Annotated in this window: 12 protein-coding genes; 11 read left to right on the forward strand and 1 reads right to left on the reverse strand. The window is 39.8% G+C overall.

Annotated features, from left to right (window positions below; all coding sequences use genetic code 11):
* Positions 1–14 precede the first annotated feature (14 nt).
* Entirely contained in the window at positions 15–1043 is a 1029-nt protein-coding gene (locus JYB65_RS03320) for a hypothetical protein (RefSeq protein ID WP_206581190.1), read from the reverse strand.
* Positions 1044–1179: 136 nt separating this feature from the next.
* Here JYB65_RS03320 and JYB65_RS03325 point away from each other — a divergent pair, with 136 nt between their 5' ends.
* The 11 genes from JYB65_RS03325 (at position 1180) to cbiD (ending at position 14435) form a co-directional block, all read left to right on the forward strand.
* Complete coding sequence (locus JYB65_RS03325; protein ID WP_206581191.1) at positions 1180–1731, forward strand: DUF6648 family protein; 552 nt, start codon at positions 1180–1182, stop codon at positions 1729–1731.
* A gap of 17 nt (positions 1732–1748) precedes the next feature.
* Positions 1749–3161, forward strand: coding sequence for an MBOAT family O-acyltransferase (locus JYB65_RS03330; protein WP_206581192.1), 1413 nt, complete (start codon positions 1749–1751; stop codon positions 3159–3161).
* Between the two features lie 12 nt (positions 3162–3173).
* Positions 3174–4379: an alginate O-acetyltransferase AlgX-related protein gene (locus JYB65_RS03335; protein WP_206581193.1), complete on the forward strand. Its 1206-nt coding sequence runs from the start codon at positions 3174–3176 to the stop codon at positions 4377–4379.
* Between the two features lie 201 nt (positions 4380–4580).
* Positions 4581–6926, forward strand: a complete 2346-nt coding sequence (locus JYB65_RS03340) for an S-layer homology domain-containing protein (protein WP_206581194.1) — start codon at positions 4581–4583, stop codon at positions 6924–6926.
* Between the two features lie 66 nt (positions 6927–6992).
* On the forward strand, positions 6993–7763 hold the full coding sequence (locus JYB65_RS03345; RefSeq protein ID WP_206581195.1) for a polysaccharide deacetylase family protein: 771 nt from the start codon (positions 6993–6995) through the stop codon (positions 7761–7763).
* Between the two features lie 75 nt (positions 7764–7838).
* Complete coding sequence (locus JYB65_RS03350; RefSeq protein WP_206581196.1) at positions 7839–9089, forward strand: M16 family metallopeptidase; 1251 nt, start codon at positions 7839–7841, stop codon at positions 9087–9089.
* Between the two features lie 12 nt (positions 9090–9101).
* The gene (locus tag JYB65_RS03355) at positions 9102–9605 is read left to right on the forward strand and encodes a dCTP deaminase/dUTPase family protein (protein ID WP_206581197.1); all 504 of its coding nucleotides are present in this window, start codon (positions 9102–9104) and stop codon (positions 9603–9605) included.
* A gap of 12 nt (positions 9606–9617) precedes the next feature.
* Positions 9618–10706, forward strand: a complete 1089-nt coding sequence (cbiG, locus tag JYB65_RS03360) for a cobalt-precorrin 5A hydrolase (RefSeq protein WP_206581198.1) — start codon at positions 9618–9620, stop codon at positions 10704–10706.
* Entirely contained in the window at positions 10703–11953 is a 1251-nt protein-coding gene (cbiE, locus tag JYB65_RS03365; protein ID WP_206581199.1) for a precorrin-6y C5,15-methyltransferase (decarboxylating) subunit CbiE, read from the forward strand. Before cbiG ends, cbiE begins: the two co-directional genes overlap by 4 nt.
* The gene (locus JYB65_RS03370; RefSeq protein ID WP_206581200.1) at positions 11950–13320 is read left to right on the forward strand and encodes a cobyrinic acid a,c-diamide synthase CobB; all 1371 of its coding nucleotides are present in this window, start codon (positions 11950–11952) and stop codon (positions 13318–13320) included. Before cbiE ends, JYB65_RS03370 begins: the two co-directional genes overlap by 4 nt.
* The gene (cbiD, locus tag JYB65_RS03375; RefSeq protein WP_206581201.1) at positions 13293–14435 is read left to right on the forward strand and encodes a cobalt-precorrin-5B (C(1))-methyltransferase CbiD; all 1143 of its coding nucleotides are present in this window, start codon (positions 13293–13295) and stop codon (positions 14433–14435) included. The genes JYB65_RS03370 and cbiD overlap by 28 nt, the downstream gene beginning before the upstream one ends.
* Positions 14436–14440 lie beyond the last annotated feature (5 nt).

Genomic DNA, 14440 nt, shown 5'->3' on the forward strand with positions numbered 1-14440 from the left:
TAGAATGTATTTGTTTATCTTCTATTTCTAGAATTTCTTCTGCAAGATTCTTCAGCTTCTTCTTCGCAGGAGACAGGACAACAAGGTACGCAACAAGGTACGCATTCAACTTCGTCTTCCTCTGGACTCACTTCTCCGCAGTTTTCAAGGGTATCACTTTCCTTGATTTGCTGTGGGAACAGAGTAGGGAAGGTCGTGCAAATCGCATTGACCTGAGGACTGATTTGTGCAAATCCAGTTGACAATACGCAAAGCTGGACTGGAACTACAATCTTCTTCTCGCAAGTAATGCAAATTGCGATAATTAAATTAGCAGAGACCTCTCCATTCTGACTGATTGATAAGTCTCTTCCCATATTATTGGTTGCAAGCCTTGTTTCACAGGCTGTATTGCAAAACTCAGTAAATCTTGGCAAAAAGGCTGTGTCAATAGTAGACGGCATGCAGATTTCAAAGAAATTAGTAAGTACTAAAGGTTGTGTGGCGGTTGCAACATTTACATCTGTGCATACTGTAAATACAACTTCATTGTTATTTCTGTCACATAGCAGCAAATCAACAAATACTTGTACATTACCTGTTACAGAGATGTTTTGAGTGCCGAAAATCGGTGTGCCCATGCATTGATCATCGCAGTCCGTTGTATCTGCGAATAATATTTTTTCAGAGAAAGTACCGTCAGGTCCTACTACTTGAATTGGTTGACCCTGCGCATTCTGCAGGAATGTTGCTCCCGAAATACTAGTATTGAGTTCTAGCTTTAAATTCCTTGGATCGTCTATGTTTGCCGGGTTAAAGAACCTCTTACAGCGTATGTCTATAACTCTTTTTACTCTGTGATTTCTTGGAATATTTGGAGTAAAACGCTGGTTCTGAACAGTCTTCATTCCCTGAAGATTAAATAACACAGCATCGTATACTTTTTGAACATACAGCGGCTCTGTAACCAAATCATTAATATTCCCGCTAAACTCGCAGAGAGTATTTGCGTTGCAGCAATTCTGATAGAGGTCCGGTGATACTCGGTTGCCGAAACAACTCATATATTTCCCTCCTTCATGTGGTGAATAGTCTTTATGGGTTAGTATATGAAGGTTTGAAATAGTTGGTTACTGTAATTTGCATTTTAAGTAAGAATAGTATATAATAATGTGTCTAGTATGCATTTAGGAGAAAAAAATGGCAGTCCAAATAAGAAAAACAACTTTTGATGAGTTTTTTGATAATAGAGATGCGTTAATATATAAATACCAAAAGGGAGATATTAGTAAAAAAGAGTTTATAGAAGAGCATTATTACTTTATAACTAGATTAAACCTGAAACCTTTTCAGAAAATTGATTCCTTTGAAAAGGGTATTTATAATTATCAGTATTATAATGCTGTTGCAAAATATAACACGCTCAGAATAAGAGATAAAAAATTAATTGAAAAACATCCGGACATTGTGCGGGAGATCGAAAATAAAATAAAGGTTAACTATAGCAAAAAGGACGAATCGGTGATACGATTGTTGCGCTTTCTGGATTATGAAAACATAGAAGCGTATTATGTTAAGTCAAAATCGGACTATTTGGATAATAAGCTGATCGAAATTGTTCTGTTGGATTATGACAATGTCATCCTCCATACGATTAACCGCGGTATTGTGGAAGAATTGAAGCGTGAAGGAGTATTTGACGATGTCCGAAAACGCTCGAAAATAGATAATTACGTAAATAAGAAATATTAAATATAGTAGGTAATGTTATGCTTTTTTCATCACTTGTTTTTATGACTTGTTTTTTGCCGGCAGTACTTTTTTTGTATTATACGGTTTTTCGATTTAACAGAATTGTGCAGAACGTGTTTTTACTGATCGTTAGTTTAGGGTTTTATGCATGGGGCGAACCTAAATTTGTGTTTGTGCTGATCGGTTCATTCCTCATGAATTGGGGTTTTGGACTATTAGTTGCAAAATATAAAACAGAGCCTTTACGGGCCAAAATAACCATTGCAATAATGCTTATATTTAATATAAGCATTATTTTCGTGTTTAAATACCTGATGTTTACGATGAAAAATATTAAACAGCTCTTTGACGTGAATTTGGACATTCCTACGATCCTATTGCCGATCGGTATTTCCTTTTTTACCTTTCAGGCCATTTCTTATGTCATAGACATCTATCGAGGACATGGAGAGGTACAAAGAAATCCGTTAAATGTAGGTCTTTATATTGCTTTTTTCCCTCAGCTGGTTGCCGGTCCTATCGTACGATATGAAACGATTGCGGATCAAATCATGGATCGAAAAGAAAGCTTTGAAGACGTTTCCCAAGGGGTATGCCGCTTTTTAGTAGGACTGGCTAAAAAAGTGCTGCTGGCCAATAATTTTGCGCTGGTCGCGGACAAGGCTTTCAATATGGGCTCCGATGAGTTGTCCATGGGCATGGCATGGCTGGGCGCAATCTGTTATACCTTGCAGATCTACTACGATTTTTCGGGTTATTCGGATATGGCCATCGGCCTTGGCCGCATGTTTGGCTTTAAGTTTCCGGAAAACTTTAATTATCCGTATATCTCTAAATCCACGACGGAGTTTTGGAGAAGATGGCATATCTCATTGGGGTCATGGTTCCGGGATTACGTTTATATTCCAATGGGCGGAAGCCGTGTAAAATCGACGGGCCGCATTTATTTCAACCTTTTTGTTGTTTGGTCTTTAACCGGCCTTTGGCATGGAGCAAATTGGACCTTTATCTGCTGGGGATTGCTGTACTTTGTTTCCTTATCCATAGAAAAAACATTTGGGATTGATAAAATCCAGCATCATAGGGTATTCCTGCACCTCTATACTATGCTTTTGGTGATACTGGGATGGGTGCTTTTCAGATCAGAGAATATTACCGATGCCTTTATTTATATGAAAACAATGTTTATACCTGGCACCGGCGGAATAATAGACCCTAACGCTATCGTTTGTACATCTGAGTATCTTGTTTTTCTTATTTTCGGAATTATTTTTTCAACACCGATTGCAAAAGAGATTAAACGAAGAAGAATAGCCAAAACGAAACTGTCAAAGGCATTATACGTTATCGTCATGATCGGATTATTTTTAGCATGCATTTCTTACTTGGTAAAGGGTGCGTATAATCCATTTATCTATTTCAATTTCTAGTGGAGGTGTGCCATGAAAATTAAAGTGGAAGGCATTACGGCCATACTTTTCTTTGCCATCATTTTTGGGATGTTCATTGGCCTGCTGGCCGATAAAGACAAGAGTCCGGTCCATGAGTTTTTAGTGGAATACAGAACAGAAGTACTGCCGGGGACACCAATCTTCGATCGGTTATCTTCTGCCATTCAAATTGCCGAAGATGTGATTTATGAAAATACCTATCAGAAAGAAGCCTATAATGACCTTTATGGTTTCGTACAGAAAATGCTGGGTAAGCGGATCATATCAGATGCAGGATATGGCGAAATCTATAGAACCACCTACGATCAAATCATCTTTAAAGTGGAAAAAAAGGAGAAAGAAGTAGAACAGTCTTTGAGATCGATCACAGAATTGAAGCATGAGTTGGATGAAATCGGCATACCTTTATTATATGTACAAGCACCGTTTAAACTGACCGATTCAGAACAACAGATTCCTATTAATAAGAAGGATTATGTGGATGCCAATGTGAATTTATTTCTAAAGGGCCTTGACGAAAACAATATAGACTATTTAGACCTGAGGCCGTTATTGAGAAATGGTACGAAGACTCAAAAGGAACTATTTTTTGATACAGATCACCATTGGCGTATCGAAACAGCTTTTGATGCAACCGGGTATATTGAAGACGAATTGAATAAAGATTATGGCTTTCATATTGACAGTAAATATAAGGATATAAAAAATTATAATACAAAGACTTTTAAAAACTGCTATTTGGGATCCATGGGGCGTCGTACCGGTCAATTGTATTCCGGACTGGATGATTTTACACTGATTACACCTAAATTCAAAACCGACTATACCCTTTATCAATATGACTATGGTGCAGAAACCGTATTTAATGGATCTTTTAAAAACGCTGTTTTAGTAAAGGAATATATGCAGGAAAAAGCACCTGTTGACAATAATAGATATGCGGTATACCACGGCGATAATACGGAACTTATTTTCCAAAATCATTTGGTAAATGATGGGAGAGTGTTGATGATAAAAGACTCGTTTGGGATACCTGTTTATTCATTCTTGTCTCTCGGCGTATCGGAAGTAAGGGCTTTAGATTTAAGGCTTTTTAAGGATTCTATCGTGGAATATGCAAAGAAAAATAAGCCGGATGTCGTGGTTATTTTGTATAATGGGGACTCCTTTAATAAGGAGATGTTTACTTTTTCGTAATAGAACCGTAACTTGAAGTTTAAATTTACCATGATAGAATAATCTTGGGTTTTGTTGCGGAACTCATCGTCAAAAGGACGAAAAAATACCGGACAGAATGTTGGACGATGCAAATCTACAAATCAAGATTGGTGATTTGCTAGCCTAAATTCTGCCAACGGTATTAAAATACCGGACAGAATGTTAAAAGGGGGAATGGAAATGAAGAAAAAATTAGCAATATTGCTAACCGCTGCCATGGTATTTACGAGCTTTACGGGCTTCACCTATTATAGCGGCTTTGGAAATGCCTATTTAGACTCAAGGAAAGAAATCTTTAATGGTGTTACATACAATGAGCAGATAGGACTTCATGGAACAAACGGATTGGAGCACGCGTATTTTGTAGATGCGGATACCAGTGCAGGCACTGTAAAACCGTGGGTTTTTAATGGACAGGTTAGAAGTGTTGCTACAGTAGGCAGTATGGTGAATTATGCGGAACAACAAGGGTATAAGGTATTGGCTGCCATTAACGGAGATCTTTACGATACCGCAACAGGAACGCCGAAAGGTCTTGTTATTCATGGAGGAAATATTGTTACTTCGGGTTATGCACCGGACAGAGCAATTGCCTTTGATTCGAACGGAAAGGCATCCATGCAATATGTCAACCTTAACTATCAGGTGAACGGAACAATTGCGTATGACCTGGCTCAGGACGTAACGACGACGGACGGAGTAACCACGCAGCAGGTACAACAGGTGCAAGCACCGTTTTCATCAAAAGTTGATTATTATAATGTGCCTTTTGGAGCAGCAAAGGGACTGCACTTATTCAATCGGCACTATGCAAACAGCACGATGACAGCCGGTTCTTGCATTGAGGTTGTTGTCGATTGCGGCAGTACGGATGGGATGCAGTTGCAGGTTGGAAAAACGATAAAGGGAACAGTAAAAGCAGTCAATGTGGATGCACACAATACACCGATCGGTGAAAATGAAGTGGTGTTGTCAACGGTTTCCGGTTCTGCCAGTGCATCTACCTTATATTGTATGGTAGTAGGAAGTGAAGTTGAAATTTCAGTCACAGACAATAATAACACAGGCTTGGCAGACGCGACTGAAGCGATGGGAATTTATTATTCTTTACTTGAAAACGGAAATATTGTCACTTCAGGAACAAATTTAAACCCTAGAACTGCAGTAGGTATTAAAGCGGATGGTAATGTGATCATCTATTCTTTAGACGGAAGACAGAGCACCGTATCCAACGGATTAAATTTAGTGGATTTAGCCAACCATATGAAGAGCTTAGGTTGTGTGTATGCTTTTAACATGGATGGAGGCGGTTCTACTGCTTTTTATTCACGGCTTCCGGGCATAGAAAATACGGCCACCCGTAAAAATTCTCCTTCAGAAGGGAGCGAACGTAAGGTGGCTAACGGACTCCTATTTGTTTATCAATCGGGGAACGGAGGAAGCAGTCCTGAGCATTTAAATCTTTATCCTTCTTTAACATTAGCTATGCCGGGTGCATCCGTACAAATCAACGGTTATGCCTCCAATAGCTTATTTGAAAAAACTTCTTTACCGGGTTCTTTAACGTATGAAGTAAGCGGTGGAAATGGTGAAATCACTTCCAGCGGCTTATTCACCGCCGGAGAAAATGAAGGAAGAGTAACAATAACAGGAGACAGCGGTAATATATCGGGTACAACAGAAGTTGAGGTAGTGAAAAGTAACTTGACGATTACACCTTCTGTTACGAAACTATACATCGAAGCATGCCAAACTTCAGATATCAATATGTCTGTAAAGAGCGGACCGATTAATGTAGTATCCAAAGACGATTTGTTCACCTGGTCCTGTGATCAAAATATAGGAACCATCGATCAAAACGGCTTGTTTACTGCAGGAAACAGTTCTGCACAAACCGGTAATATTTATATTGCTTATAACGGAAATACCATTACGATACCGGTACAAGTCGGTGTTCTGACTAAGGACTTCCTTGATACAAAGGATCATTGGGCAAAAGCTTATATCGGAAATTTAGCGGCTAGAAATATATTGAACGGCATGGGCGATAATAAATTCTATCCTGATACACAGCTTACCCGAGCTCAATTTTTAACAATTCTTGCAAAAATGGTAGATGGGTTAGATGTATCAGCGTCTGCTGCTGCCGGCTTTAAGGATGTGTCTTCTTCAGAGTGGTATTACAATTACGTAAATTGGGGATATGAAAAGGGTATTGTAAGTGGAATGAGCGACACCGAATTTGCGCCAAATGCGAACATTACTCGTGAACAAATGAGTATCATGCTTTGCAAATTTGCCGTAAATCAGGGACTTGAATTTACTCAAACAGCAACGAATATCTCCTTCACAGATGATAGTGCGATCAATTCATGGTCCAGAGACTACGTTTACACTATAGTCGGAGCCGGAATCATGAATGGACAGCCGGAAGGCAACTTTGAACCGCAAGGACTGGCGACCAGAGCGCAGGCGGCAAAAGTAGCTTATATGTACTTAAATCTTAGAGACGGAAAGATAAACTAAAAGAACTGAACTCAACTGGTATAAAATAAGCACTCCCACGCATAATTTTAGTGGGGGTGTTTTTTTATGAAGAAAAAAATAGTTGTTTTGGGGGTTGTAGTAATCGCTCTTGCTATTGGAGCCTTTCAAGGTTTCACTCATTTGGATCGGATATTAGCCGGTCAAGTTGCGTTGACTTGGGAGAAAATCAATGAGGAAAGAGATCAAGAATCAACCGCTGCCGAATATGTCTCAGAAGAAGGGGAAGAACTCATTATAAGAAATGGAGCAGAAGGCAATAATCTATGTACCTTCGTGTGTAATGTGGACTGGGGAGAAGAAAATATTCCGGCTATGTTAAAGATTTTTGAAGAAAATAATATTCACGTCACCTTTTTTGTATCCGGAAGATGGGCGGAGAATCATCCGGATCTGCTTCGAGAAATGTATACAAAGGGTCATGAAATACAGAGTCACGGATACAGTCACGCCTTATGCAGTCAAGTTTCAAAAGAGAAAGTAAAAGAAGAAATACAAAAAACGGAAGAAGCCATCATCGATACTATTTCAATCAAAACAAATCTATTTGCACCGCCTGCAGGTGATTATGATGAAAAAACCGTGGCAATTTGTGAGGAGCTGGGTTATAAAATGGTTTTATGGTCTTCCGACACCATTGATTGGCGAGAAGGGTCAACAGCCGATGTGATTGTCAATCGAATTATGTCAAAACCTCTGGACGGAGCTATTATTTTAATGCATCCAAAAGCGGAAACAGTCAAAGCACTGCCAGAGCTGATAAAGCAAATTACCGCACAACACTACAGTATTGTGCCACTTTACAGAATGCCGGTGTAAAGGTATAATAAACGAAGGAAAGAACTGTTTATTTAAATAAATTGAAAATACAATATAGAAGGAATAGGTTAAAATATGGTTGAAATCAGAACATTAAATTGTGGTATTCGTATCGTTATGGAAAAAATCCCCTATGTTCAATCTGCTTCGATTGGCGTGTGGGTGAGAACGGGAGCAGTTGACGAAGAAAGTAACGTTTCCGGTGTTTCCCATTTTATTGAGCACATGATGTTCAAGGGTACTGAAAATAGAACAGCAAAGAGAATTGCAGAAGATGTGGATCGAATTGGCGGTCAGATCAATGCATTTACCGGAAGAGAAGCAACTTGTTATTATATTAAGACACTAGCTTCCAATTTAGATAAAGCTGCGGATATTCTTTTGGATATGTTTCTCCATTCAAAATTTGATGAAAAAGAAATGGCGAAAGAAAAAGAAGTCATCTACGAGGAAATGAAGATGATTGAGGATTCTCCGGAAGATTATGCGCATGAAGTCATTAGTGAACTTATTTTCAAGGGTTCTTCACTGGCAAAATCTATTATTGGAACGAAGGAATCTTTACATGGTATTTCTCGGGATATGTTAAAAAAATATATTGAAGATGAATATACCAGAGATCATATTGTGGTATCCATTGCAGGTAACTTCGATGCCGATCAGATTTGCGGTATTTTTGAAGGGAAATTAAAACATTTGAAGCCTTCTAAAGAGGAAAAACAGTATACGGAAGAAGGATATAAGCCGTTATACGAAGTAAAAGTGAAAGATATTGAGCAGTCTCATATTTGCTTGGGCACCAGAGGTCTTGAGATGGATCATGATAAATACTATGCGCTTATTCTGCTCAACAATGTGATGGGCGGAAGTATGAGTGCGAGACTTTTCCAGAACATCAGAGAAGAAAAAGGATTGGCGTATTCCGTTTACTCCCATGCAAGTTCGTATTTAAAAGCAGGTTATTTCAATATATATGCAGGGGTAAGCCATGATAAGATTCATGCGGCTATCACTGGCATCAAAGAGGAATTGGACCATCTGAAAACGGATGGTATCACCGAAGATGAATTAGCGGTAGCAAAAGAACAGCTCAAAGCCTCTTATATCTTCGGACAGGAAAATGTCAACGGGAGAATGTTCTCCATTGGGAAGAACGCAACCATTTTAAATAAAATTTACACGCCGGAAGAGGTTATCCGAGATATTGATAAGGTGACTATGGATGATATCAGGGAGGTTTCTGATTTAATTTCGGACATTACAACTTATTGCGGAGTAATCGTAACAAACAAAAATTGTAACTTAAAGAAAATGATGCTGGAATAAAAGGATAAACGAATGCAAAAAATAGCTAGGTTTTATAAAGTTAGTTTCACTCAATTTAAAAAAGATTGGAAAGAGACCTTCGGAGATCATCCGGAGATAGAAGACGTTTATGAATCCATAAGAATGCCCAAGAGAGCTACCTCAGGTTCTGCGGGCTATGATTTTTATGCACCTATGTCCTTTCATTTAGAGGCAGGCGAATCCATAAAAATTCCAACCGGTATTCGAGTTGAAATCAGCAAAGGATGGGTCTTGATGTGCTTTCCGCGCTCCGGACTTGGCTTTAAATACAGGATGCAGCTTGATAATACGGTGGGGATTATCGATTCGGATTATTTTCATGCAGAAAATGAAGGGCATATCATGATTAAAATCACCAATGACTCCACAGAAGGAAAAACATTGACGCTTGAACAAGGAAAGGGCTTTTCTCAAGGGATTTTTGTCGCATTTGGCATCACGGAAGATGATGATTCGACAGAAATTCGAAAGGGTGGATTCGGGAGTACAAATTAAGGGGTAATGAGCATGAGAATTGCGTTGATCGCTTTTACAAACAATGGTGGAATCACATGCCAAAAAGTATGTGATTATCTGCTGAAACAAGGAAACTTATGCACGGCCTATGGGATAAAGGGTACTGCTGAGGAAAATAATTTAATTCCTGTAGAAAAGAGCTTGACCAAATGGACAAAAGAAGTTTTTGAACATCAGGATGCTATCGTTTTCATCGGAGCGACCGGAATCGCTGTGCGTGCGATTGCTCCCTATATTAAAAGTAAGAAAGAAGACCCTGCTATCGTTGTAATAGACGAAAAGGCTCACTATGTAATTTCTCTATTATCGGGTCATCTGGGTGGGGCCAATCAATTAGCCCAGTCCATAGCTGAATCCTTAGATGCCACTCCGATTATAACCACTGCAACGGATATAAACGGGAAATTTGCTGTGGATCTGTGGGCGAAGGAAAACGGATTAACGATAAAAAGCATGAAAGCTGCAAAACAGATTTCAGCAGACATCTTAAAAGGAAAAACAATTTATATTTATAGTGAAAGTAAATTAGAAGGCGAGATTCCCCCTGAATTGAGTTCGGTCGATGCAGTGACGCTAAAAGATAAGATTCGAGAAGGAGAAACTTGCATCGTTATTACTGAAAAAATTTTAGATTCGTTAAAAGGCAAAGAAGGCAACGTGTTGCAGCTGATTCCTAGAAGTATTTCAATAGGGCTCGGCTGTAAAAAAGGTGTTTCTTTTAAAACCGTGGACGAGTTTTTGAAAAATACATTAGCGAAGGCTGAAATAAGTGCAGCGGCCGTTGAACGGTTTGCTTCTATTGATTTAAAGAAAGAGGAGGCGGCATTCCATAAGCTTAGTACGAAGTGGAAACTCCCTTTTTATACGTATTCGGGAGAAGAATTGCTAACGGCACAAGGTGAATTTACGGAGTCTAATTTTGTAAGAAGTGTAACCGGTGTGGAAAATGTTTGCGAACGTGCGGCAGTTTTGTCTAGTGACCACGGAACGTTGCTATGGAAAAAAGAAGCTTATAATGGCGTAACGATTGCTATCGCCAGAAAAGAAACAATCCTAAAATTTTCGGAGAAGAATGAATGAAAAAGTTATATATCATTGGAATAGGAATGGGTAACCCCAATACCATTACAGTAAAGGGAAAGGAAATCATCCGGCATTGTGAGGCACTGATCGGTGCCAAGAGAATGGTGGATAGTTTTGCATTACCGAATCAAGAATACTGCTATGCAATCACTCCTTCGGAAATTTTAAATTGGATAGAAGAAAAAGAGCCGCTTCAGTCTGTTGCCATATTGATGTCAGGAGATATAGGCTTTTTTAGCGGTGCCAAAAAACTGAGAGATTTGATAACAGAACGTTATGGAGAAACAGGGTACCGTGACCTTTTCCATATAGAAGGAATCCCGGGAATCAGCTCGCTTTCGTATTTTACTGCGAAAATAGGACTTTCTTGGGACGATGTGAAAGTAGTTAGCCTGCATGGACGGGAAGGAAGCGTCATCGGAACGGTTCAACGGTATGAAAAAACATTTTTTCTTACCGATGGAGCTCAGCATTCCGTTCAAAACATATGCGGTGAACTTTCTGAAGCAGGATTGGGACAAGTATTGGTCTACGTCGGAGAAAGATTGTCTTATGAAGATGAAAAAGTTACTGTCGCATCTGCCGATGAGCTAAAGGCGGCGGAGTTTGATGCATTAAGTGTCATCTTAGTTGAAAATAGCAACTTTGTGCAAAGAGAAAAGGAAACGATTGGACTATCGGATGACGACTTCATACGAGGGAATGTCCCGATGACAAAAGAAGAGGTGCGGACCCTTACCGTATCAAAATTAAATCTTCAATCTGATGATGTGATTTATGATATCGGTGCTGGTACAGGTTCCGTATCGATCGAACTTTCATTGGTTTGTCAAAACGGTCACGTATATGCAGTGGAGGAGAATGAAGAAGCAATAGAGTTGATAAAACGTAATCAAGAGAAGTTTTGCGTAAAAAATTTACATATTATAAAGGGTTTAGCTCCGCAGGCTTTGGCAGAACTACCGATCCCGAACAAAGCTTTTATAGGCGGATCAAAAGGAAATCTCGAGGAGATTCTTTGCTGCCTCATGAAACGTAATCCGGCTATTCGGCTGGCGATCAATGCTATTAGTCTTGATACGCTGTCGGAGACACTGGCTTGTTTAAAAAAGTATCCGTTTAAGGATATAGAAATTACTCAAGTAAACATTTCTAAATCAAAGACTTTAGGCAATCATCATTTGATGATAGCGCAAAATCCGGTATATATCATTTGTGGGACGGCAAAAGCTGAATTGTTATGAAATTAAAGAAATTACCAAGAATCTTAATAGGTGCACCCGGAAGCGGAAGCGGTAAGACGACTGTTGTATGCGGTATATTACAAGCCCTTATCCATAAGGGCTTGTCTGTCGTGTCCTTTAAATGCGGGCCGGACTATATCGATCCGATGTTTCACCGGGAAGCCTTGGGACTCGAATCTAGAAATCTGGATTTGTATTTTACCGATTCCGATACAACAAGATATTTAATGGCCAAGAATTCGCAACATGCAGATATTGCGGTGTTAGAAGGCGTGATGGGATATTATGATGGACTGGCTGGGAAATCCACTTTGGCAAGCAGTTATGATGTAGCGAAAAACACGAATACTCCATCGGTATTAGTCATCGATTGTAAAGGCAAATCGGTTTCTATATTGGCTGAGATCAAGGGGTTTTTAGAATTTGAAAAAGACAGCTATATAAAAGGCGTTATACTGAATAAAATTTCTCCGATGATTTATCCGGAGATTAAACGGATGATCGAGGAAAAGCTGAACATTGAGGTGTTGGGATTCATGCCTCATCTAAAAGACTGTTCGTTAGAGAGCAGACATTTAGGTTTAGTGACGGCAAAGGAAATCGGCAATATAAAAGAACTATTGAACAAACTGGCCCAGCAAGCTGCCGAAACGATTGATTTGGATGCGCTTTTGTCTTTGGCCCAGCAGGCGGCAGAATTAGAGTATAACGAGCCAACGATTCATGGCGGTGAGAAAGTTCGGATAGGAATCGCTTTGGATCAGGCCTTTTGCTTTTATTATGCAGATAATCTGGACTTACTGAAAGAAATGGGGGCTGAACTGATTTATTTCAGTCCTTTAAACGAGGATAAGCTGCCTGATAACCTGCAAGGAATCTATCTGGGCGGCGGATATCCGGAATTATATTTGAATGAACTGTCCCAAAATACAGGGATGAAAAAAAGCATCAAAGCAGCCATTGAGAACGGTATCCCCTGTATAGCGGAATGCGGGGGCTTTATGTATCTTCATGAAAAAGTTCAGGATATCGAAGGAGATTTTTTCCCGATGGTGGGAGCGATACCTGGAGAAAGCTATTATACCGGGAAACTGGTTCGATTCGGCTATATTGAACTGAAAGCCATGACAGACAATTTGCTGTTGGAGCAGGGAGATACGATAAAGGGGCATGAGTTCCATTATTGGGACAGTACAAATTCAGGAAACAGCTATCAGGCGGCTAAGCCTCTCCGGAAAACGCAATGGAATTGCATCGTAAGCCAAGGAAATTTATATGCGGGGTATCCTCATATTCACTTTTATTCCAATAGGAAGACCGCAGAAAGGTTTGTAAACGCATGCAGAATGAAAAAGATGGAAGAATAAATCAGGGAAAGAAAACCCTTCGAAAAGGATATACCACAGGAACTTGTGCGGCCGCCGCGGCGAAAGCTTCGGCATCCCTTCACTTTGATGAACTACTGACACAAGTAAACATACAAACGCCCAACGCTACAAAACTGACTCTTGATATATTGGATTGTGTAAAAACGCAAGGAAAAACAAGCTGTGCGGTCAAAAAGGACAGCGGGGATGATCCGGATATTACAAATGGAATCTTGGTCTATGCGGAGGTGGAGCTGGACTCATCGCAGTCTCAGGAGATTGAGATTTTGGGAGGAAAAGGAATTGGCAGAGTAACGTTATCCGGACTGGCTTGCGAGGTAGGACAGCCAGCCATCAATCCAACGCCTAGAAAAATGATTCAACAAGCAGTCAGAGAAGTGCTCGATTATTACGATTATGAAGGCGGAGCGAAAGTAACCATTTCTATTCCCGAAGGAGAGGAACTGGCAAAACGCACGTATAATCCACGATTGGGGATTGAAGGAGGCTTGTCTGTTTTAGGAACAAGCGGTATAGTGGAACCGATGAGTGAGCGAGCCTTAGTGGATACCATTAAAGTAGAAATGGACGTCCGGAAGGCAGCCGGTGCCGAATATCTTGTCATCACGCCGGGGAATTACGGTGAAACTTTTTTAAAGCAGCAACTGACAGATCAAGAAATTTATTCCGTGAAATGCAGCAATTTTATCGGTGAAAGCCTTGACTATGCGCAGGAAAAGGAGTTTAAGGGAATTCTTTTTGTTGGACATATCGGCAAATTAGTAAAGGTTGCCGGCGGCATCATGAATACCCACTCGAAATATGCCGACAGCAGAATGGAAGTGTTAGCTGCTCATGCGGCCTTATGCGGCGGGGATCAAGTTTTAATCAAGCAAATCATGAATTCGATAACCACCGATCAAGCGTATGAATTGCTCCTGGAGAAGGGGCAGAATTTTTTAGAGGCAGTGATGAAATCTTTGTTAGATAAAATAGACTATCATTTAGAAAACAGAATACATCACACGATGCACATAGGTGCTATTATGTTTTCCAATAAATATGGGTTATTGGGAAAGACAAAAAATGCAGATGAGATTTTAAACAAGCTGTAATAATG

This window comes from Clostridium aminobutyricum (assembly GCF_017255415.1).
Taxonomy (GTDB): domain Bacteria; phylum Bacillota; class Clostridia; order Peptostreptococcales; family Anaerovoracaceae; genus Aminipila; species Aminipila aminobutyrica.